The 22,111-nt window shown below is 51.0% G+C and carries 20 protein-coding genes and 1 tRNA gene; 14 read left to right on the forward strand and 7 right to left on the reverse strand.

Annotated elements, in window-relative coordinates; translation table 11 throughout:
- Position 1: 1 nt before the first annotated feature.
- The 4 genes from mutS to H6750_18000 all read right to left on the reverse strand — a co-directional run bounded on the left by mutS (position 2) and on the right by H6750_18000 (position 5,796).
- Positions 2 to 2,650 (reverse strand): DNA mismatch repair protein MutS, encoded by a 2,649-nt coding sequence (mutS, locus tag H6750_17985; protein ID MCB9776197.1) that lies wholly within the window; start codon positions 2,648 to 2,650, stop codon positions 2 to 4.
- Between the two features lie 168 nt (positions 2,651 to 2,818).
- The gene (gene tsaE, locus H6750_17990; GenBank protein MCB9776198.1) at positions 2,819 to 3,349 is read right to left on the reverse strand and encodes a tRNA (adenosine(37)-N6)-threonylcarbamoyltransferase complex ATPase subunit type 1 TsaE; all 531 of its coding nucleotides are present in this window, start codon (positions 3,347 to 3,349) and stop codon (positions 2,819 to 2,821) included.
- A gap of 6 nt (positions 3,350 to 3,355) precedes the next feature.
- Complete coding sequence (locus H6750_17995) at positions 3,356 to 4,909, reverse strand: NAD(P)H-hydrate dehydratase (protein MCB9776199.1); 1,554 nt, start codon at positions 4,907 to 4,909, stop codon at positions 3,356 to 3,358.
- Positions 4,910 to 5,082: 173 nt separating this feature from the next.
- Positions 5,083 to 5,796 carry a pyridoxine 5'-phosphate synthase gene (locus tag H6750_18000; GenBank protein ID MCB9776200.1) on the reverse strand — a complete coding sequence of 238 codons (714 nt, stop codon included), beginning with the start codon at positions 5,794 to 5,796 and terminating at the stop codon, positions 5,083 to 5,085.
- A 251-nt stretch (positions 5,797 to 6,047) separates the two neighbouring features.
- On the opposite strand from H6750_18000, the gene H6750_18005 reads away from it, so the two are divergent.
- The 9 genes from H6750_18005 (at position 6,048) to H6750_18045 (ending at position 14,810) form a co-directional block, all read left to right on the forward strand.
- Positions 6,048 to 7,232 carry an aminotransferase class I/II-fold pyridoxal phosphate-dependent enzyme gene (locus H6750_18005; GenBank protein MCB9776201.1) on the forward strand — a complete coding sequence of 395 codons (1,185 nt, stop codon included), beginning with the start codon at positions 6,048 to 6,050 and terminating at the stop codon, positions 7,230 to 7,232.
- Positions 7,232 to 8,542 carry a homoserine dehydrogenase gene (locus tag H6750_18010; GenBank protein ID MCB9776202.1) on the forward strand — a complete coding sequence of 437 codons (1,311 nt, stop codon included), beginning with the start codon at positions 7,232 to 7,234 and terminating at the stop codon, positions 8,540 to 8,542. Before H6750_18005 ends, H6750_18010 begins: the two co-directional genes overlap by 1 nt.
- Before the next feature lie 41 nt (positions 8,543 to 8,583).
- On the forward strand, positions 8,584 to 9,645 hold the full coding sequence (locus tag H6750_18015; protein MCB9776203.1) for a threonine synthase: 1,062 nt from the start codon (positions 8,584 to 8,586) through the stop codon (positions 9,643 to 9,645).
- Between the two features lie 72 nt (positions 9,646 to 9,717).
- Positions 9,718 to 10,953 carry a hypothetical protein gene (locus tag H6750_18020; GenBank protein ID MCB9776204.1) on the forward strand — a complete coding sequence of 412 codons (1,236 nt, stop codon included), beginning with the start codon at positions 9,718 to 9,720 and terminating at the stop codon, positions 10,951 to 10,953.
- A 5-nt stretch (positions 10,954 to 10,958) separates the two neighbouring features.
- Complete coding sequence (locus H6750_18025) at positions 10,959 to 12,194, forward strand: aspartate kinase (protein MCB9776205.1); 1,236 nt, start codon at positions 10,959 to 10,961, stop codon at positions 12,192 to 12,194.
- Positions 12,195 to 12,235: 41 nt separating this feature from the next.
- Positions 12,236 to 13,816 (forward strand): citramalate synthase, encoded by a 1,581-nt coding sequence (locus tag H6750_18030; GenBank protein MCB9776206.1) that lies wholly within the window; start codon positions 12,236 to 12,238, stop codon positions 13,814 to 13,816.
- 174 nt (positions 13,817 to 13,990) lie between these two features.
- Positions 13,991 to 14,266 (forward strand): integration host factor subunit alpha, encoded by a 276-nt coding sequence (locus H6750_18035; GenBank protein MCB9776207.1) that lies wholly within the window; start codon positions 13,991 to 13,993, stop codon positions 14,264 to 14,266.
- Positions 14,267 to 14,333: 67 nt separating this feature from the next.
- Positions 14,334 to 14,684 carry a MerR family transcriptional regulator gene (locus tag H6750_18040; GenBank protein MCB9776208.1) on the forward strand — a complete coding sequence of 117 codons (351 nt, stop codon included), beginning with the start codon at positions 14,334 to 14,336 and terminating at the stop codon, positions 14,682 to 14,684.
- 49 nt (positions 14,685 to 14,733) lie between these two features.
- Positions 14,734 to 14,810, forward strand: a tRNA-Pro gene (locus H6750_18045).
- Positions 14,811 to 14,899: 89 nt separating this feature from the next.
- Here H6750_18045 and H6750_18050 read toward each other — a convergent pair.
- Positions 14,900 to 15,154 (reverse strand): hypothetical protein, encoded by a 255-nt coding sequence (locus H6750_18050; protein MCB9776209.1) that lies wholly within the window; start codon positions 15,152 to 15,154, stop codon positions 14,900 to 14,902.
- Between the two features lie 238 nt (positions 15,155 to 15,392).
- Between H6750_18050 and H6750_18055 the strand changes: the two genes are divergently transcribed.
- The 3 genes from H6750_18055 to H6750_18065 all read left to right on the forward strand — a co-directional run bounded on the left by H6750_18055 (position 15,393) and on the right by H6750_18065 (position 18,311).
- Positions 15,393 to 16,151 carry a glycosyltransferase family 2 protein gene (locus H6750_18055; GenBank protein MCB9776210.1) on the forward strand — a complete coding sequence of 253 codons (759 nt, stop codon included), beginning with the start codon at positions 15,393 to 15,395 and terminating at the stop codon, positions 16,149 to 16,151.
- A gap of 113 nt (positions 16,152 to 16,264) precedes the next feature.
- Entirely contained in the window at positions 16,265 to 16,579 is a 315-nt protein-coding gene (locus tag H6750_18060) for a lipid-A-disaccharide synthase N-terminal domain-containing protein (protein ID MCB9776211.1), read from the forward strand.
- Positions 16,580 to 16,655: 76 nt separating this feature from the next.
- Positions 16,656 to 18,311, forward strand: a complete 1,656-nt coding sequence (locus H6750_18065; GenBank protein MCB9776212.1) for a glycosyltransferase family 39 protein — start codon at positions 16,656 to 16,658, stop codon at positions 18,309 to 18,311.
- Positions 18,312 to 18,436: 125 nt separating this feature from the next.
- Here H6750_18065 and H6750_18070 read toward each other — a convergent pair whose 3' ends face one another.
- The gene (locus H6750_18070) at positions 18,437 to 18,976 is read right to left on the reverse strand and encodes a hypothetical protein (GenBank protein ID MCB9776213.1); all 540 of its coding nucleotides are present in this window, start codon (positions 18,974 to 18,976) and stop codon (positions 18,437 to 18,439) included.
- Between the two features lie 447 nt (positions 18,977 to 19,423).
- Between H6750_18070 and H6750_18075 the strand changes: the two genes are divergently transcribed.
- Both H6750_18075 and H6750_18080 read left to right on the forward strand, forming a co-directional pair.
- The gene (locus H6750_18075) at positions 19,424 to 19,723 is read left to right on the forward strand and encodes a hypothetical protein (protein MCB9776214.1); all 300 of its coding nucleotides are present in this window, start codon (positions 19,424 to 19,426) and stop codon (positions 19,721 to 19,723) included.
- 398 nt (positions 19,724 to 20,121) lie between these two features.
- Positions 20,122 to 20,817: an FRG domain-containing protein gene (locus H6750_18080; GenBank protein MCB9776215.1), complete on the forward strand. Its 696-nt coding sequence runs from the start codon at positions 20,122 to 20,124 to the stop codon at positions 20,815 to 20,817.
- A gap of 403 nt (positions 20,818 to 21,220) precedes the next feature.
- Here the strand turns inward: H6750_18080 and H6750_18085 are convergent, their stop codons facing one another.
- Positions 21,221 to 21,934, reverse strand: coding sequence for a class I SAM-dependent methyltransferase (locus H6750_18085; GenBank protein ID MCB9776216.1), 714 nt, complete (start codon positions 21,932 to 21,934; stop codon positions 21,221 to 21,223).
- Positions 21,935 to 22,111 lie beyond the last annotated feature (177 nt).

Below are 22,111 nucleotides of genomic sequence, written 5' to 3' on the forward strand. Positions count from 1 at the left end.
TTTATGAATTATCCGCATTCAATCTGGCTTTAAAGTCAGCAAGCCTATTGAGGGCTTCAAGTGGGGTCATCGAAAAGAGGTCCATCTGTTTGACTTCATCTAATATAACATGCGGTTTTGGTGAGACGTGTTCGAGAGGAGTGGAATTTAAGGACTCCGCACATATTGACACATTTGTAGACGAGGTATCCTGTTCAAGCTGAGCCAGAATATTTTTTGCACGATCCAGTACCGGTTTTGGTATCCCTGCCAATTTGGCGACTTGAATTCCGTAGCTTCGATCGGCCTTTCCCTGGACGATTTTTCTCAAGAATAGAACATCCTGCCCTTTTTCCTGGACGAGAACCGTATAGTTCTTGACTCCTTCCCGGAGGGCCTCTAATTGGGTCATTTCATGGTAATGGGTGGCAAAAAGGGTTCGTGCTCCAAGATGTCCACGGTCTAAGATATATTCGGCCAATGCCCATGCGATACTCAGTCCGTCATAGGTGCTGGTTCCTCTGCCAACTTCATCCAGTAACAATAAGCTTCGCGAAGTTGCGGTGTCCAAAATTCTTGCTGTTTCACTCATTTCCACCATGAATGTGCTTTGTCCGGCGCTGAGGTCGTCTGCTGCACCCACTCTGGTAAAAATCCGGTCCACGATTCCTATTCTGGCTGAGTCAGCCGGCACAAAGCTTCCTATTTGAGCCATTAATACGATAAGGGCAACCTGGCGCAAGTAAGTACTCTTTCCTGCCATATTGGGGCCGGTTATTAATAAAAGTCTGTTGGTGTCCAAGTCTAGTATCGTATCGTTGGGAATAAATCCTTCAGTCTGTTGGATGTGCTCAATGACCGGATGTCGACCTTCTGTGATCTGGATTGTTCCCCCTTCATGGACTGTCGGCTGATGATACCGGTTGACGGCAGCTGCCTCTGCTAAACCCGTCAGGACGTCCAGCCTGGCCAGTTGCTGGGCCATTCCCTGGATTCTGATGGTGGCGGATGCGACACGGAGACGGATTTCACCAAATAACTGCCATTCCAGATTTTTCATTTTTTGGTCTGCGCTCGAGAGTCGACCTTCGAGGTCTTGTAGCTCTCCGGTGGTAAACCGTTCGGCATTAACCAGGGTTTGCTTTCGGTGGTAATCGGCAGGAACCCGCGACAAATTCGCTTTCGTCACTTCTATGTAATAGCCAAAGATCTGATTGAATTTCACTTTGAGAGAGTCGATTCCGGTCCGGTTGCGTTCCCGAGTTTCCATTTCGGCCAGTAACCGTGTGCCTTCTTTGGCCAGAATTCGCAACTCATCCAGTTCGGCATTCACCCCTGCTTGAATGATGCCTCCTTCCTTGGCCGAAAGGGGTGGATTGGGAATAATGGTGTCGGCAATCCAGGATGAGACATCCTGAAGGGGATCCCACGCCTCATGGATGGTTTGCAGCATGGAAGACTGGAGAGACGGTAAGAGTTGTTGCAGTACGGGCAAGTTTTCCAGAGAGCGATGGAGATTCATGAGGTCTCGAGGATTGGCCACTTCCAGGACAATTCGACTATTCAGTCGTTCAAGGTCTTGTATCATTTTCAGATGCTCACGAATCGTCATGCGAATTCCAAGATGAAGGACTAATTCCTTCACGGCTTCCTGGCGCAGTTGTATGGCCGTGACCTGGGTCAGGGGACGGACAATCCACTCCCGCAAAAGTCTTGTGCCCATGGGAGTTTTAGTCATGTCCAAGGTCGTGAGTAAGGTAGGGCTTTGCCGTTGTTCGGATACGGGCTTGAGGATTTCTAAATTTCGCAGGGTGGTCTGATCCAATTGCATTTCATGTTCGAGGAGTCGAATCCATGGCCGCCGTATATGGGCATGCACGAGCGTGGGCTGAGTGTCAGCCAGGTAATGTAAAAGGCCACCCGCAGCCTGAAGTCCGGAATGGAGGCCGGGTAGCTGGAGGTCTTCGATATGATTGACCTGAAAAATTTTTGTAAGGATGGCTTTGCTTTCCTCAAGGTCGAAGGTTGAGGCATCACGGGGCACGATACGGGCGATAGGCAAGGATTGGAGTGCGGATGTCATGGCCTCCTGTATTCCAGCAGGAAAGATGACTTCTTTGGGCTCAAGGCGGACCAGTTCATCGATGACGCTTTGTAACGAATGCTTCATCCAGGACTCCGAGATCCAAAACTCGCCGGTTGAAAGGTCTAGTGAGGCCAGGCCGAAGCGATTGGCTAGAGTCGTATCCTCGGATGAGGAGAACGGGGTGTAGCACAGTGCTGACAGGAAATTGGCCTCACCTGCAGGAAGCAACTCATGATCGTATAAGGTTCCAGGGGTATAGACACGCACGACTTCACGACGGACGAGCCCTTTGGCCAGTTTGGGGTCTTCGACTTGTTCACATAAGGCCACTATTTTTCCAGCCTTTAAGAGCTTTGCGATATACCCGGTTGAAGTGTGATAGGGGACCCCGCAAAGAGGGATGGCCTCCCCTTTAGCCTTGCCCCGTGCTGTTAAGACGATGCCAAGGAGTTTCGAGGCCTCTTCGGCATCCTCAAAAAACATTTCATAAAAATCCCCAACACGAAAAAATACGATGGCATCAGGATGTTGAGCCTTTACATCCTGAAATTGGCGCATGAGCGGGGAGAGTTCTTGGTCTTTCATCAGGTGAGCTGTTTCGTTTTGAAAATTCTCGGGTGTGGTAGGAATCGTCTGAAATGAGAGTGCAGGTTATGTCATTTGTGGATCGATCCCGTGTCTCCGTTATTGAATTCGGATCGGATGGCCGGACGAATATGTCGGTTCATTTGTATGCGGAACCGATTAGTTGAGTCAATGCGGGGTTGATAAGTTTCTTTGTATGTTGGTCACTATGCGGATAGTTTTGGGTCCGGTTCCGGACAGGGTTATGGAGCGGATGTTTTCTTCCTCCCCGTATTCCAAGCAAATGGCCATGTGGTCGGAGGGTAATATCTGAGGGAACCGCTCCGCCCATTCAATGAGGACAATGGTGTTTGGAGTGAAATATTCCTCTAATCCTAATGTGGATATATCGGATGGCCCTTCAAGACGATATAAATCCACATGAATTAGCGGAAGAGTCCCTGGATATTCTTGAATAAGGGTAAACGTGGGACTGCTGACTTGATCCATTGGAATTCCTAGCCCAAGGGCGATACCACAGGTGAGAACGGTTTTTCCTGCTCCCAGGTCACCCGTCAGAGCCAGGACGTCTCCTCCTGTTAACTGTTGCCCTAACCGCTCACCGAATCGGATGGTTTCCTGGGCAGATGCCGTCCGTAGTTGAAGCGCATTTCCGGTTGAGGCCTGATGAGGTGTGGCGTGAGAGGGATTCAGATTCATGAGCTCCTACGAATGAGACAGAGTATGGGTCAATGCATGAGGAATAGTGGTTAACACATCCCCCGCGATCAGGCCAGGTTCTCCGATGGTGGCGGCAGCCAGATCACCTGCCAATCCATGCAGATAGACGCCGGCCCGGGCCGCATCCCAACCGTTCAAGCCCTGAGCTAATAAACCGGTAATGATTCCGGTCAGGACATCTCCCATTCCGGCGGAAGCCATTCCAGGATTCCCTGTCGGACAAATGGCCACTTGTCCCTGGGGGTCGGCGATGATCGTTCGAGCGCCTTTTAATACCAAGATTACCTGATGTTGCATGGCAAACCGTCTGCTGACGCCGATGCGATCCTCATTGACGTGTTTGGAGGAGGCTCCGAGAAGCCTGGCCATCTCTCCAGGATGTGGGGTCAGGATGGGCGGTCGTTTCAAGGCTGAAAATATTTGGTGATGTTGGGCTAATCCGTTGAGAGCATCGGCATCGAGAATACAGGGTGCCTCCAGTTGAGGAAGGAGATGGCGCAAGACCTCGGTTGTTTCCGGAGAGGTCCCCAGGCCGGGTCCGAAAGCCAGAGCCGATTTTTTAGCGGCGAAAGCAAGAAGGCCCGGGTAGGCTTCCATTCCCAGCAGGTGTTGGGATGATTCCGGCATGGGCTCAGTCATCACCTCCAGAAGCTTTGACTCCAAAATGGGGGAGATGCTTTGAGGAGTAGCCACGGTTGCCAGGCCGGCACCAATTCGAAGTGCCCCTAATCCTGCCATAGCCGGAGCCCCCGTTTTCCCCTGTGAACCTCCAACAATTCCTGCATGTCCAAAGGTCCCCTTATGAGAGGACCGGGGGCGAAGAGGAATAAGGGGGCGAACCATCTTTTGAGACAGAAGATGAATCTGGGGCTTCAGATCCATCACAAATTCCTGGGGAATCCCAATATCGACGACTTGGATGGTTCCGACTTTGTCGATGGCTGAACCCACATACAGGCCGAGTTTCGGGCATCCGAACGTTACGGTGAGATCGGACTGAACCGCGGTCCCCAGTATGGCCCCGGTGTTGCTATCCAGGCCGGACGGTATATCTATGGCTAGGGTAAAGGCCTGCGAGGCATTCATGGCTTCGATGGCGGATGAGTAGGGTGGGCGAACTGCTGAAGAGAGACCCGTACCAAGGAGCGCATCGATAAGAATATCTGCGTCTTGAGTGAGGGAATGCAGGGATTCCTCCGAGGGATTGACGGTGAACAGGGATGGTCTGATGATTTTGCTAAGTCGTCGATACATAATCTTCGCATCGGGACTGAGTGCCTTGAGTGGAGCCATCAAGGCTACCTTCAACTTTGCACCTCTTTTTGCCAAGAGCCTGGCAACAACGAAACCGTCTCCACCATTGTTCCCCTTGCCACAAAAAATGACGACCTTTTTGCCTTTAGGGGAACCATAAGCTTCGATAAGGTGGGTCATCGCACCGGTGCCCGCCCGCTCCATTAAGGTGATGGCGGGAACCTTGGTTTCTTGAATCGTTCGCCGATCAAGTGTTTGCATCTGTTCAGCAGTCACAACCCACATAGGCAAATCATAAGAACAAGGAAAAATGGTTGGTTAATGCATGAGCCACAGCAAGCCATGCGTAAACGGGTTAGGACGACATCCGGGTTCTGCACTGTTTTTCAATTGGCTTGCGGGTGTCTCCGGATCATGTCCCGTGCACACTGATGGGAACCTGCTTCTCCTCGTAGACGTTAACCCAGGAGGTGTTTCATGTCACGGACCGCTCGTTCAAGTCCGACAAAGAGGGCATGAGCAATAATGCTATGGCCGATGTTGAATTCTTCAATTTCTGAAATTCCGGTCAGTCGCCTGATATTCCGGTAATTCAGCCCATGTCCCGCACTTACACGCAATCCCAATTTTGACGCAAGTTTGGCCGTTTGAACCAACGCGTCAAGCTCAACATCTTCTTCTTGCTGACGGCGGGTATTCGCGTAGCGACCGGTATGGATTTCTATGCAGTCTGCTTGGACCTTGTGGGCGGCGCGAAGTTGATTGACATCTGGATCGATAAACAGACTGACGGGAATGCCGCCTTCATGGAGTAATTGCACCATGGCCTGGATACGGTCCCGATGTTCGATCACGTCCAACCCACCCTCTGTGGTGAGTTCCTGGCGTCGTTCTGGCACGAGGGTCACCAGATCGGGTTTAATGTTCAAGGCAATTTTGGCCACGGCATCGTCAGCCGCCATCTCCAAGTTGAGATGCGTCTGCACGGTTTCACGCAAAATGGTCAGATCCCGATCCTGAATATGCCGCCGGTCCTCCCGGAGGTGCACGACAATGCCATCGGCCCCGGCAAGGTGAACTAGCGAAGCCGCGACAATGGGGTCAGGTTCATGTCCTCCACGAGCTTGGCGAAGAGTCGCCACATGGTCGATATTCACGCCGAGTCGTGCCATTGAAGTCCTTTAAGGTCCGGGCGAGTGATGAAGCAACGAGATTTCATTATGGCAAAAGGGAAAATCTTCCTGCAATAAAGGGATTTTCAGTTCAGGGGGAGTGAACCGGGAAAAATTGCCTCAAAATTCCCATACTCTGAAATTGACTGGTCGCGTTACCTCATCTAGAATAAAAACTCTATTAAATCGTACGATTATCTATCCATTTCCTTCCCAAACCATCAAGGACGATTCGTCATTTTTCACAAACAATGGAACCTTTTTACCGAATTCAACGTTTGCCAGGATACGTCTTCTCTCAGGTTCAAGAGTTAAAACTCCAAGCCCGGAAGCGGGGAGAGGATATTATTGATTTAGGCATGGGCAATCCTGACCAGCCCACACCCCGTCATATTGTAGACAAATTGATTGAGACTGCGCGACTCGGGCGCAATCATCGCTATTCGGCTTCACGCGGCATTACGAAATTGCGTCATGCGATTTGCGATTGGTACCAACGAAATTACGAGGTCAGTCTCGATCCGGAGACGGAAGCGATTGTGACTCTTGGGGTGAAGGAAGGGTTGGCGCATCTGGCCCTGGCCATGGTGGGACCGGGTGACGTGGTTCTGGCACCGACCCCCACATATCCGATTCATATGTACAGTGTGATTATCGCGGGTGGTGAAGTCCGCGGGGTTGAACTAGGGCCGGATTCGGATTTTTTCGAAAATCTGAAAAAGGCCTTTAAGCAGACGCAACCGGCTCCACGGGCGTTGATTATCAGTTTTCCCCATAATCCAACCACTCGCGTGGTTGATCTGGAGTTTTTCAAAAAGGTGGTAGAGTTTGCCCTGGAACATCAAGTCTGGGTCATTCATGATTTGGCCTATGCCGATATTGTCTTCGATGGGTACAAAGCCCCCAGTCTTCTTCAAATTCCTGAGGCCAAACGAATTGGCGTGGAATTTTACTCCCTCTCGAAGAGTTATAACATGCCGGGGTGGCGGGTAGGGTTTTGTGTCGGGAATCGTGAAGTTATTGGTGCCTTGACCAAGATCAAAAGTTATCTGGATTATGGCATGTTCCAGCCTATTCAAATTGCCAGTATTATTGCCCTGAACGGTCCGCAGGATTGCGTAAAGGAAATTGTGGGACGATATGAGCGACGGCGGAATGCTCTGGTCCGCGGGCTCAATCGCATTGGTTGGCCGATCGACTATCCGCGCGCTACTATGTTTGCCTGGGCAAAAATCCCACAACCCTATCTTGGAATGGGGTCGTTGGAGTTTTCCAAGTTATTGTTGCGAGATGCCAAAGTGGCGGTTTCCCCGGGAATAGGATTTGGCGAAGGCGGCGATGACTATGTGCGCTTTGCATTAGTCGAAAATGAGCACCGGATTTTCCAGGCCGTTCGCGGAATCCGTCAGGCCTTAAAGCTGGATGGAGACGTGTAATGCGAAAGACGATTCAGGTTGGGCTGATCGGGTTTGGAACGGTGGGAACAGGAGTCGTCAAGATTCTCCAGGAAAATGCCGGTCTCATCACGAAGCGTGTTGGAGTTCCGGTGGCACTCGTGCGAATTGCGGACTTGGATGTGAAAACCGATCGCGGAGTATCGGTACCTCAAGGGGTCCTCACGACGGATGTCAGGGACATTCTCGATGATTCGGCTATTGACATAGTGGTGGAATTAATTGGCGGGCATGAACCGGCCAAACAATTTATTCTTCAGGCGCTTGAACGAAAAAAGTGTGTGGTCACGGCGAATAAAGCGTTGTTGGCCGACCATGGAGAAGAGATATTTGAAGCGGCATTCAAGGCAGGCGTTGATCTCGGGTTTGAAGCGAGTGTGGGGGGAGGTATTCCCATCATTCGATCGCTTACCGAAGGCTTAGCGGCAAACAGAATCTGGTCGATTACGGGGATTATGAATGGCACGTCAAATTATATTCTGACCCGGATGACCAATGAACACCGTGATTTTGATGAAATATTACAGGAAGCGAAGCGGGAAGGGTATGCCGAAGCGGATCCCTCGCTGGATGTTGATGGGGTGGACGCCGCACATAAATTGGCTATCATGGTGAATCTTGCGTATGGGACTCCCGTGCCCATGGGAGCCATCTATACTGAGGGCATTTCCCGCATTTCGACGATAGATATTGAATTTGCCCGTGAACTCGGATTTACGATTAAATTGCTGGGAATCGCCAAGCTTCACGAGCATGCCATTGAGGCACGAGTACATCCCGCCTTGGTGCCGGCGGGATCTCCCATTGCACAGGTCAATGGAGTCTACAATGCCATTCATCTGATTGGTGACGCGGTGGGAGATGTTGTGCTCTACGGCAAAGGGGCCGGTTCGCTTCCCACAGCCAGTGCCGTGGTGGGGGACATCATCGATTTGGCGCGCAATCGTGTCGCCGGGGTTGCCGGCCGCGTTCCTGTGACCTCATTCAAATGGGAATCACGTGAGCCTATTGCCATACGACCGATGGAGGACATTGAAAGCCGGTATTATTTGCGGTGCATGGTCAAAGATCAACCCGGCGTTCTATCGTCCATATCGGGAATTCTTGGACAGCGTGAGATCAGCATCTCGTCTGTCCTGCAAAAAGGGCGGAAGGAAGGACAAACGGTGCCGTTGGTCATCTTGACACATCGCTCGGTGGAGCGGGCGGTTCAATCGGCACTCCAGGAGATTAATGCACTTCCCATGGTATCAGAGCCAACGACGTTATTACGGATGGAAGGGGTGGAATAATACATGAGGCCAAATCGCGTCACGAAGGGGGACAAGCCATTATGATTCCTTGGCGTGGCATTATCGAGGAATATCGGAAATTCCTCCCGGTGGGAGAGCAGACTCCGATCGTGTCACTACTGGAGGGGAATACCCCACTTATTCCAGCAAAGCGCTTAGCCGGTAAAATTTGTCCTGGCCTGGGACTGTATCTAAAAATAGAAGGGGCCAACCCAACCGGTTCCTTTAAGGACCGGGGGATGACACTGGCGGTTTCCAAGGCCGTAGAAAACAAGGCCAGGGGCCTCATGTGCGCCTCGACAGGCAACACCTCCGCTTCGGCAGCGGCCTATGGGGCGAAGGCGGGGTTGCCGGTATACGTCGTTGTGCCGGCAGGGAATATCGCATTGGGTAAATTGACGCAGGCACTCATGCATGGGGCCCGAGTCATTCAGATCGAAGGAAACTTTGATCAGGCCTTAACGATCGTAAAAGATCTGTGCGAGGAAACCGCCATTGAACTGGTCAATTCAATTAACCCGTTTCGTTTGGAGGGCCAGAAAACGGCGGCCATGGAAATTTGTGAACAGTTAGGGTATGCCCCGGTCATTCATGCCCTCCCGGTTGGGAACGCCGGGAATATTACGGCGTATTGGCAAGGATATCGGGAGTACCACAAGGCCGGACAAACCCAAGGGGTGCCTCGTATGTTCGGGTTTCAAGCGGAAGGAGCCGCGCCCTTGGTCAGGGGGCATGTCGTGGAGGAGCCGAAAACCGTTGCTTCAGCTATTCGGATTGGCAATCCGGCCAGTTGGTGCCTGGCACTGGAAGCAGTGGAGGAATCTCACGGTTACCTGGACATGGTGTCGGACGAAGAAATTCTCCGAGCCTATCAAATGGTGGCGAGTGAAGAAGGGGTCTTTTGCGAGCCCGCTTCCGCTGCGTCTCTGGCTGGGATTGACAAAATGCATCGCGCCGGATTGTTGCCGAAAGAGGGGGATATTGTGTGTACCTTAACGGGACACGGGTTAAAGGATCCAGATACGGCCATCTCGGTTTCCTATCGACCGGTGACGGTTCCTGCAACACATGAAGCGGTCAGGGCGCAATTAACGAATCAATAATCCCCATGGTCTTCTGAAAACCCGGATTGTTCGTTCACCTACTCATGAACTCAACACAGTGAGGCTCAGGTCGTGCGAAAAACGATCGTGATTCACGTCGATGGATTGACAGGACAGTCGTATCAGGAATTAGGAGGCCAAACCGTCTTAGAATCGGCTCGGACACCGCACCTGGATGCATTGGCGGAGCATGGCGAACTGGGGCGCTTAGGGGTTCCCCGGGAAACCCGTCCCTTTTGCGGAGAAATGGCCCTGCTGGCTTTATTGGGATACGACCCACACAAATGGTATACCGGTCCTGGTGCCTTTGAGGCAGGGGGATTAGAGGTTGTTCTGGATGCCCATGATGTGGCCTATCTTTGTCATTTGGTGACTCTCCGGGGTCAGGATGGATGGGGGGATGAAAAAAAATTTGGTCCTCATCTATTCATGGCCGATCCCTATGGCGGAGGAATCGGGACTGAAGAGGCTCGAGAACTTATTGATGCCGTTAACGAACAATTGATTTCTGAAAATATTCAATTTTACATGGGCAGCCATCATCGGCATCTTATGGTCTGGGTGGGTGCGAGCGGGAAAGTGGTCTGTCGCAACCCCTACGAGGCCTTAGGGCAGTCAATCGAAGCGTATCTGCCGACCGGCGATGGATCGCAAATCTTACGTGAACTTATGGCGGCGTCCAGGGTGATCCTCTGCCATCATCCTGTGAATCAAGAGCGCCTGAGTGTCGGGTTGAAACCGGCCAATTGTTTATGGTTGTGGGGGTCGGGAAAGCCTGTGGAATTACCTCATTTACATGAGCGGTGGCCAGTCAACGGTCTGGTGATTTCGTCCGATGGGCCGTATATCGGTGTTGGAATGGCTGCTGGACTCCAGACGGTCAAGGCCGAACATGTGGAAGGGGGAGATATCGCATGGTTGCAGGCCGCAGCTGATCAGGCTTCGACGGCGTTGGACAGGCATGACCTGGTTTGTCTGCACATTCCCTTTTACGAGTGGGGCTTGAAGGATGGCCAAGCGGTGCCACCCTCACAATTAGTGGAATATCTTGGGCAAGTGGACGAGCAGGTCTTTGGAGCCATCCATCAGTCTGTCGGCAGCACCGACTCCATACGCATCGTCGTCCTGGTGACTCCATGTCCGAATTGGCAGAAGAATGGCGGGTCTTCCATATCGCCTTATCTGGTGTTTGAGGGGCCAGGGGAAAAATCCGAAAATCATGCGGGACCAATGAATGAACGTGAGGTAGCCAACCGTCCACTCCGTGATGCTACCAAGCTGTTTGAGCGATTTATGGTCACTCACTAAAGCCTATGGCACTGTATATTCAGAAATTCGGCGGGACATCAGTGGGGAGCCTGGAACGGATCCAAAACGTGGCTCGGCTTATTCAACACACTTACCGGGAGGGGCATCAACTGGTGGTCGTATTGTCCGCGATGAGCGGGGAAACGGATCGCCTCATGAAAATGGCCAAGACCTTGAGCATTGATCCGGATGATCGGGAGCTGGATGTGCTCCTTTCTTCTGGAGAACGGGTCACGATTGCCCTGATGGCGATGACCCTCAAAAGTCTTGGGATCAAGGCGCAATCCTTTACGGGACGCCAGGTTGGGATTGTGACCGATAGCACGCATACCAAAGCCCGAGTCTCCCGTGTTGATACGGACCGGGTGCTGGGAGCCTTGCGTGACGGGATTGTTCCCATCGTAGCCGGGTTTCAAGGTATCAACGCCGCATCCGATGTCACCACGTTAGGGCGCGGCGGCTCTGATTTGACGGCAGTGGTCTTGGCGGCGGCGCTCAAGGCCGACACCTGCTTTATTTATACCGATGTAGATGGGGTGTACACGGCCGATCCCAATATTGTGCCAGGCGCGAGACGATTGGATAAAATCTCCTATGAAGAAATGTTAGAGTTAGCGAGTCTGGGGGCAAAGGTCCTACAATCCCGTTCGGTGGAGTTAGCGGCGAAATATCAGGTCCCTGTGGAAGTGCGATCCAGTTTTCAAGATGGGCCTGGAACCTGCGTGGTCAAAGAGGATGTCGATATGGAACAAGTCTTAGTCTCTGGAGTCACGGGCGATCGGAATCAAGCCAAGGTCACGGTGGTCGGGGTTCCGGATCACCCTGGAATTGCGGCCACGTTGTTCTGCTCTATTGCCGACGCCGCCATTAATGTGGATATGATTATTCAAAATGTGAGTCAGGATTCCCTGACCGATATTTCCTTTACCGTGCCGAGAGCCGACCTTCCTCGAGGCATGAGCCTCATCAGAGACATTGCCAAATCAGTGGAAGCGCGGACGGTGGAGGTGAACGAATCCATTGCCAAAGTTTCGTTGGTGGGAGTAGGCATGCGTTCGCATTCCGGGGTCGCAGCCAGAATGTTTCAGACCCTCTCACGTGAGGGCATTAATATCATGATGATCAGTACCTCGGAGATAAAAATCTCTTGTGTGGTGGAAGAAAAATATATGGAGTTGGCGGTTCGGGCCTTGCACCAGGAGTTTGAATTAGAAGTTCCTCCGGGGAGCAGAAAGGCCTAGCGTGGGGATGTGTGTCGACACCAATGGGACGAAGGCGTGATATGAATTCCAAATTTCCGGTCATCGAAATCTACGATACGACCCTCCGGGATGGAGCTCAGGCCGAAGATGTCAGCTTTTCGGTGGAGGATAAGGTTCGCATCGCCCTTAAATTAGATGAGCTGGGGGTCCATTTCATAGAAGGAGGGTGGCCCGGAGCCAACCCGAAGGACATTGAGTTTTTCCAAATCATGAAATCGACTCCCTTGCAGCACGCCAAAATTGTGGCATTTGGTTCGACGCGAAAAGCCAAAAATACGGCCAAGGCCGATCCGACGCTGGAAGCCCTCTTATCCGCTGAAACGGATATTGTGACCATCTTTGGGAAAAGTTGGACTCTCCATGTGACGGAAGCCTTGGAAACGACGTTGGCCATCAATTTAGAACTGATTGCCGATTCCATCTCCTATCTCCGGTCGAGGGGACGGCAGGTTTTTTACGATGCCGAACATTTTTTCGATGGTTATAAAACGGATCCCGCCTACGCCATGAAAACCATTCAAGTTGCGGCAGAAGCGGGGGCGGAGCGGATCGTGTTGTGTGATACCAATGGGGGAACGATGCCATGGGATATCGGGGAGATCTTTGCCGAAATCCGCAGGAACTGTTCTGTGCCGTTAGGCATCCATGCACACAATGATGCGGAGGTAGGAGTCGCCAATTCATTGATTGCCGTGCAAGCGGGAGCGATCCAGGTCCAGGGAACGATCAATGGCATCGGAGAGCGGTGCGGGAATGCCAACCTGTGTTCCGTGATGGCCAATTTGGAATTAAAAATGGAGGCAACAGCGCTGGGGGATGGACGTTTGGCGCACCTTCGTACGATTTCTCATTATGTGGCCGAAATGGCCAATCTGACTCCCAATAAACGGCAGCCTTATGTGGGAGATACGGCGTTTGCGCATAAAGGGGGAGTGCATATTCATGCGGTGCAAAAAAACCCGCTCACTTATGAACATGTGAATCCCGATATCGTCGGCAATCATCGCCGCGTCTTAATTTCCGATAGCAGCGGACGAAGTGCCGTGTTTGGAAAGATGGAAACCTTCGGACTGGATCTTCCTCAGGATAATCCCAAGGTCCTCGAATTACTGGATTCTCTCAAAACGTTGGAATATGAGGGCTACCAATTCGAAGGCGCAGAAGGGTCTTTTGAATTATTAGTGCGGAAAGCCATGGGGACCTATACCCCATCCTTCGAATTCCTGGGGTGCCGGATCATTGTGGAAAAACGGAAAACGAATGAAGACGCTATTTGCGAAGCCACGATTATGGTCAAAGTCGGGGAAGTGATTGAACACACCGCGGCCGTCGGTAATGGGCCGGTGAATGCGCTCGATCATGCCCTTCGGAAAGCGCTGGAGCATTTCTATCCGCAGTTAAAGGAAGTTAAACTTCTAGATTATAAGGTCCGTGTGTTGACGGGGCGACATGGAACGGGTTCTCGTGTGCGAGTCCTGATTGAGTCGGGAGATCACAAGGAAAAATGGGGTACGGTCGGGGTATCGGAGAACATCATTGAAGCCAGTTGGCAGGCCCTGGCCGACAGTATTGAGTATAAGCTCATGAAGGAGAAGCCATAAAAGTGCTAGCGGTCTCTCCGAGTATAGGCTGACAAAGGGGAATCTTCTGCAGAGCCCGGTTCTTGACATCATCTCCGTTGCCCGTTACGTTGCTGCCAGCAACAACGGTCGGAGGCGTGAATTCACAATCCGTATGTACGGTCTTGGAGACCACTGGTGAGGGGGTTTTGATTTATGCGCAAGGCTGACATTGCCGAAATCATCACAGAGACTGCTGCTATCCAAAAAACCGACTCAATGGAAATGGTGGAGCACGTCTTGGATTTGATCAAGTCGATGCTTCAACAGGGGGAAGTCGTCAAAATTGCGGGGTTTGGAAACTTTGTTGTCCGGAACAAGGGGGAGCGGAAGGGCAGGAACCCAAGAACCGGAGAAGAAATTGCCATTACGCCCAGACGCGTGGTGACCTTCCGACCGAGCCAACTCTTTAAGAAATATGTCAATTCTTGATTGGCGAAAATCTCGCATTCGGTCTCGTTCACTCTCTTGCTAGACACACCGTGGGGTGATTGCAGGTATGGGGGTTGGCACCAAATACGAGGATAAGGCCTTTTATAAAATAGGGGAAGTCGCCGATTTGACGAATCTTCCCGCGTATGTCCTGCGGTTTTGGGAGTCGGAATTCATTTTTCTTAAACCTAAGAAAAGTCAGGGCAAACACCGGGTCTATTCGAAAGCCGACATTGAAACGGTCTTTGAAATAAAACGCATGCTCTATGATGAAGGGTATACGATTGCGGGCCTGAAGCGATATTGGTATCGCAAAAAACGGTCGGAAAAAGCCGTCCAAGTCCCAAAAGACCGAGTGGAAAAAGCAAAGGTGGAACTGCAAGGTATTCTGAAAATTTTGGGGCGAACGACGGTGTAGGTTTTCGACCAATGACGACGAATGAGAATACGACAGATCAGATTAATGTCGGGGCGTAGCGCAGCCCGGTAGCGCACTCGCTTGGGGTGCGAGAGGTCGGAGGTTCAAATCCTCTCGCCCCGACCATGTTTTCTTTTCAGCAGAAAGGGTTTTGTCGCCTCCTCGGTCAGTTCAAAGAGGAGAGTTGATTGGGTAGTAGGTAGTACGAAGGCTCGCTAGGCTTGTAAGTCCTCTTCTTCAGCCAGCTCCTCACCCTCGGGCATTCCATACGCCACATACTTCGCATAGGAGAGATAAATCTGGCTGCTGTCTCTCATGGCCTTTGAGCCAGCCTTCATTCTATGGAATCGGTTTTTGGATTCCGGATCGGTCTGTGTTTCGAGCTGGCGAACATGCTCTTGTAATAACATGGAATAGCGCTGCATGGCCTGCTCTATTTCCAAATAGGCTTGCAGAATGTCTTCTTGCATGAATGTTCCTCCTTCAAAATGTCCTCCACCTTACAAAAGGTTGTTCCCGTGGTCAACTTACCGTGACCGTCGGTGTGGAGTGTAGCCTGACGATCAGGGGATCTCGGGGAGAACCTCCCGTGATGAAGAGTCGTTTGACCGATTTTTTAGATATTCAGTAAAATGGTGGCCGCCTAGGAGGGTCCACAACGTGTGTTCCGACATGATGTTGAAATCTGTAGCGTAGTCCGCGCAATCCATGAGTCTCCACCCGCCGCGCCATTGGATTTCCGTTGTTATTCCTATTAAAGATGAGCGGGAGAACATCCCGCTATTAGCGAGCCAATTGCTCAAGTTTTTTGAGTCAAGGCCTGAAAGTGGCTCCGCGGCATTTGAACTGGTCTTTGTGGACGATGGAAGTTTGGACGGGAGTGGGCCCTTGCTGGATGAGTTATCCAAACAGTTTCCTGCAATACGGGTGATTCATTTAGACCGGAATCACGGGCAAACGGCGGCATTCGATGCGGGCTTTCGGGAGGCGAGAGGAGAACTCGTTGCCACCATGGACGGTGATCTGCAGTATGATCCGAATGACTTTGCCAAACTCCTTCCCTTTGTGGAACGGTATGATTTAGTGTGTGGGCGACGGCAAGCCAGACATGACAATCTGGTCCGTCGATGGTCGTCAAAAATTGCCAACCAGGTTCGTAATTGGGCTGTGCATGACGGCATTTCAGATACCGGCTGTTCCTTGAAGGTCTTTAAGCAGGCTGTGGTCAAACGACTTCCTCCATTTAAAAACATGCACCGGTTTTTTCCGGCGCTGGCCCAAATGTATGGGTTTACGGTGACTGAAATCCCCGTTCAGCATTTTCCAAGAGCCCATGGGACATCCAAATACGGAATTGGCAACAGGCTTTTTGCCGGTCTGTATGATCTTTTCGCTGTCAGATGGATGCAAAAACGCTGTTTGAACTACACCCTGAAGGGTAGCCATCCCGAGAAATCCGAACCGTAGCATTCTTGAAGTGACCACCTGCAGGAAACGATTGACGTGCCACAAACCTTTATGCACCGGAAGGGATCTGAATTGATGGACCCCTTTGGGCGATTGATTCCCTGTTACTGACAATGTTCGAATCCTTCACGCAGTCTTTTCTGGCCATGTCGTTTGAGGAACTCCTCTGGATCGGCTTTGGTTTTTTGGGGCAAGGTATTTTTTTCTCACGATGGTTGGTGCAATGGGTGGTGTCGGAACGCAACGAGGAAAGCCAAATTCCCATGTCGTTCTGGTACATGAGCCTGGTTGGGAGTGTGATTGTGCTGACCTATGCCATCCACATCGCCGATCTGGTATTCATGGCAGGCCAAAGCGTTGGAACCGTGGTGTATGTCCGCAATATCATGCTGCTCCATCAGGCCAATAAGCGAGTCATGAGTGGATAGCCCTCGCCCTCAAGCACTCTCTCCGTCCTTTCTCCGCTCTTCAATAACACAATCTCCTCTTTTTCAGGTGGTGTGTGTGCTGCTCCTGGCTGCCTGGCTATTGGGCATAGATGGTGGATGGTTCTTTGGCCCGGATCTGGGCGCGCTGGGGCTGACGGATCGTGATGAGGGGAGTAATGCCGAAGCGGCCCGGGAAATGCTGGAGACCGGTGACTGGATTTCCCCCACTCTCAACTATGAACCGCGCTATGCCAAGCCGGCTTTTGTGTATTGGCTCATCAGCGGGTCCTATTCCCTGTTTGGCATCAATGAATTCGCCGCGCGGTTGCCTTCGGCTTTGTCCGGTCTCTGCCTGCTGTTGCTCCAATACGTGTTTGTACGAAAGTGGGCTGGTCCTACGGTGGCCCTTTTCGCTTCCTGCATATTGCTCCTGAATTTGGAGTTTTTGGGCATCAACCGGATGGTGCTGACCGATCCTGAACTGGTCGTGTTCACCACATTGGCCGGATATAGTTTTTGGCACGCACTTCACCAGGAACAGACCAGGCGATGGCTTTTCGCCGTCTTTTATCTGGCCATGGGGTGTGGCATGTTGGTCAAGGGGCCCGTGGGCCTCATCATTCCGCTGGTGGGTGTAATCCCCTATCTCACCCTCACGCGCCAATGGGGAACCTTCTGGCGACGGGGCTTTCCCCTTCTCGGAATCCTTTTGGTCGCCGCTGTCGCGGCTCCCTGGTATGTGATGATGTTTCAAATACACGGGGAAGCCTATTGGGCCGCAGCGCAGGCCAATACCACCGGCCGGTTCATGAATCCCATGGAAGGCCATGGTGGGACGCTCTTGTTTTATGTGCCGGTGTTATTGGTTGGATTTTTCCCATGGAGCGCCTTTCTCCCTTTCGTGGTGTATCAGACGTTCAAGGGCTGGAAAGCGTTCTGGCAGGGACAGGGTCCTATCACGCAAGAGCAACATTTGGAGTGTTTCCTGAGCCTCTGGGTGGTGGGATTGTTGCTGTTCTTTACCTTCTCGGCCACGCGTCTGCCTCATTACATTTATCCTCTGTTTCCGGCCGCAGCCTTGCTGGTCGCCCAGTGGTGGAAGCGTTTCTTGACAGAAGAAAGTCCAGGTGGACTGACCGCATCCACTCGTGTCCTCATTGGGGTGGGATACCTCCTGGGCATTGCGATGATGTTTGTGCCGGCGGTCTTTCAGTTGTTCATGAAGCAAATTGCCAAAGAATTTCCGGCTGCGATCCAGGTGGATCTGGCGTGGCTCCCCTCGCTGGTCGGGCTCGTCATGGTCCTAGGAACCATGCTCATGCGTCAGTGTATGCGATCTGACACCAAACGCCATCTGGCCTTTGGGGTAGGGTGCGGGATGATGCTGATCTTTACCCTATTAATCGCGCGAGGAGGACTCTCGATTTACCAACAGTATTTCATTGGACCACCGCAGGAATTAGCCGTCATCGCCGGTTATAACTTAGGCCCGGATGACCGATTGATTCAATTTGGCCGGAAGCGCCCATCCCTCAGTTTTTATGCCAAACGCAAAGTGTACTTTCTCGGGGTGAATGACGAAGAGCTTTCCCAACACCTCGCGGCTCCCGGCCGAAAAATGGCCATTATCCAAACTCAGCTTCGAGGACAACTTCCCGAAGCCATGGCCCATTGGATCGTCGTTCTGGACCACGGCGGTTTTTCTCTCCTCACCAGCGAACCGCTGTTGTAATCGACAGGGTCTTGTGTTGGAAATAACGAGATCGTTTCACTCTCCCGATTTTTTGGGGAGAGTGAGTCGAGGCAAATCATATTGAATGAGAAGGTGGAGTTTCAAAGAAAAAGGGCAAAGATTGATTAGACATTGTCCGAGGTCATTTTCGCTTTCAACATCTCGGCAAGAAACAATTTGTTGTCTGCAGTGAGGTTTTTGACCGAATCTTCAAAATTTTTGGCCCGCTCCAGGTTTTCCTTATAAAATGCAATGTCGGACAATGTGCGCGTTGCATCTCGTGCCACACCCTGTAAGTCACCCATCAGGCTTGGCGTTAATTTCTTGGTGGAAAGGGATTTGACCACCTCAACCAACCGTTGGGCTTCCTGAATCCATTCCTCATAGTTATTTTCCATTTTGATATAGGAGTGGGCATCTCCAATAATCCACAGACGAATCAATTCGATTTCTTGAGACGTAATGTCTTCATTGTTATGAAGCTTCCTCATTAGTGAGGCCATCTCATCTTTGGTAGATTCTTGAATGCCTTCTCGTAGGTCATTATAGAGAGTCGTAAAGGTCTGGTTCAGTTGTTGAAGCGCGGTGATGGTCGTATTGTGGTTGATGGTGGGACATTGGGTCATCGCCTGTTGAACGCCCTGTTTGACTTTTTCTTGATACATGGAGTTTCTCCTGTTTGGGTAAATACCCCAGTCGTGCCAAATGGGGAATCCAGATTAGTATTCATTGGACAGCAAACGGACTCGCGACACGCCAAGCTTATCCAAGGCCACACGTAATCCTTGATAATTTTTCGGTTGGTATGGGAAAAACTGAAGAGGGTGTAGGAGAAAATCTCCTCAATTTGCTTTCTAGTGTCGGAGCCTGGATTCGCGAAGTCCGTCTCCATCAAGGGCGCGGGTTGTAAATCTGGCGGTCGTTCGCTGAAGGCGGTTGAACTTACCTTGGGAGGCCTCTCGTCTGTCTTGACGGCAAGACTGAGGATGGAGTGATTCATCCAGACCGGGCGGGAGGAGTCAGCAGAGGGCATAGTAGTCCCAGGTGGGATGAAGGCCTGAACGGTCCTGCATGAGCAGGGTAAGAGGAGTGGCGAGTCGGCAGCGGAACTCATGAGGGACAAATGGCTGAATAACCAGTTAACTCTGGCCTTCCCGACAGAGGATATGGGTGAAGCCCTAAGGGCTGACGAGGAAGTGTCGAATCGCTTGCGGCGAACCGCGCAGTCGAAAGCCCGGCGAGAGGTGATCAGTTGCGAGAAGTCTCTCCTGGTTAGCCGGTCGCTTAACCCGCCGAACCGCCGTATACGGACCCGTATGTACGGTGGTGTGACAGGGAAAGCGGGTGATCGCCTACCTATGTCGATGGACGCCCCGTCTGGCTTGATCGGATGGGGCAGACGCAATCTTTGAATGGTCGGACCAACTCGCGGAGCCTGTCCTGAGTTTTCGAAGGGCTCAAACAAGGTCCGCCCGTTGATAAGAGCGTCCGACCCTGGAGCCGGACGGTAAGCGTCGGACAATAGGTGACCACCTTTTCAGGGACTCACATGAAAGAGCGGGAAGCCATATATGCTGTATGTTCCCTTTTTCCAATCTCGCCGCCCGTTGCCTCTTAATAAGAGGGTTACCTTCAACAATGAATGCGAATGTCTCCTTGACATATATTTTCGATTGACGAAGAATAATTGGGCTTTTTACAGATATCTGTTAACTGATTTGTTTGCCTTATCCGATTGTTTCATGGACTGTTTAAAGGCTATGCCAAGGATTCTTGTCTGGTCTGTGCCTTACCTACCATCCAAAATGTGATGGACCTGACAAAAATTTTTATGATCAATATAGATGGGCAGCTTTATGAAGAGAACCAGGTAAGGCAGATTCCATGCTCTACTTGGGACGATTTTATACAAGAAGTCCGAAAGACTCCATCAATTGAACAGAATGAAGGATCCAATCTTATCGGTAGGTGGGCTATTTACCGTGGGCATTCCTCACCTGAATGGAAGCTATCGTCTCGTCTTGAACGATCAATTGTTTTTAATGGGAGACACAATAATGGGGAAGTTGTCGAAGGTGGGTTGAGGGAAATAAACGGTCAAGGTTGGTATGTGAGTCTGTGTACTGAGATTCTGAAAAAGTTCAGACAGAATGCATCCGGTATACCCAATGTCGATATTACTCGTGAAGATGATGAGCTATTTGCATTAGGACGACACTATGGTCTTCTGACACCATTGCTCGATTGGACAATGAGTCCGTATGTCGCTGCTTTTTTGCATTCATCGAACTTTATAAAAAACTTGAATTTAAGGCTGGAATTCCCTTTTCTTTTAAGGACGGTTTTGTGCATGTCTGGGCCCTCCGTCTATGGGATAATTTGGACGAAGCTGGAGTTTTTAAACTTGTTCAACTTAATAGAGAGAAGGGTTCAAGGCTTTGGGCACAGTCCGGGCTATTTACGAGGCTCGACAGTAGTAAACATCTTGATATTGAAGCTTACTTAAAAAGCCGAGGAAAAGCCCACTATCTTGAATGCTACCAACTTCGGTATGAAGATGCAGTGACTGCCTTACGGGATTTGGATTTGATGAACATTGATCTAGCTACTATGTTTCCAGATTTGCAAGGTGCAGCGGAACAGGCAAATATAGATTCAGAAGTACTTCGAACTGCTATGACAAGTTTGCTAGACGGGTCCGATAAGCCGAAGAAAAGGCTTGGCTGACCGGTGGCTAGTGAACAAAGAGTAAGTTAAATGGGAAGATAATTGATAGCACAGACAAGCGCTATCTTTCTTGAATGGGTCAGTGCCGTGGACATTCGGAAAATTTTTTATTCTGACAAGAGCCAAAGATTTCATATTTGGAGGAGATCGCACCTTCTGGTGTTATCTGAGAGTTGAGCCCCTCACATCGAACCGGACTTGCTGCCACCTTTTTGGGGGACAAATTCCAGGAAATATTGGCGGGGGAGAAAGGTGTGTTCTTTGACGAAGGTAAAGCCGGCTTGTTTCATATCCTTGATGACTTGTTCTTTGGGAACCAAATGGCGTTTTGAGAAGCCGAGTGTGCCGGACCGCGCGTCGGCGTAATAGTCGATGATGACCACACGCCCGTTTGGCTTGAGCGCGGGTTTGGTGTTGGCCAGATAGTCAATCTGGTCTTCCAGGTGGTGATAGACGTCGCACAGGAACACCATGTCTGCGTTGTTCCCCGAAAATGTGGGACCTTCTTTTTCAGCCAAAATAAAACGGACTCTGTCGGCGAGCCCAAGTTTTTCCAACTCGCGTTTGTTGTAATTCAACATTTTCTGTTCGACATCGATAGCGATGATCTGTCCCTTCTCCCCCACGGCTTTTGCCAGGCGGCGGGTGAAATAACCCGATCCTGCCCCCATATCGATCACCATCATGCCAGGCGCGAGATTCAGAGCCTCAATGACTTTTTCGGGCTGTTGGTGCTGATCACGTTCCGGGCGTTCAAGAGCGTGAATGTATCTGTTGATATCCCATGTTTTTTGGGCACAGCTTGCAGTCAGGCCTGCGAGAACTGCAAGAATCAGGAGGTAGAACATCGTTGGTCTTTTGGACGGTTCTACTGGAGGCGTCGATCGTTCGTTCATTTGTATTATCCTTACATTCATGCCTGATTTTTTTTGGATAGGGGATAAACGGCAAACATTTTACTCTTATAACGATTGAAGAGACGAAGTTTCAAGTAAAAGGTGAACGCATGGCTTGGGGAAATGCTGCAGTTTTCCTGTGTTTTTGGTGAATCGTGAGGACTACCGCATCTGCCG

The organism is Nitrospiraceae bacterium, from assembly GCA_020632595.1.
In the GTDB taxonomy this organism is placed as follows: domain Bacteria; phylum Nitrospirota; class Nitrospiria; order Nitrospirales; family UBA8639; genus Nitrospira_E.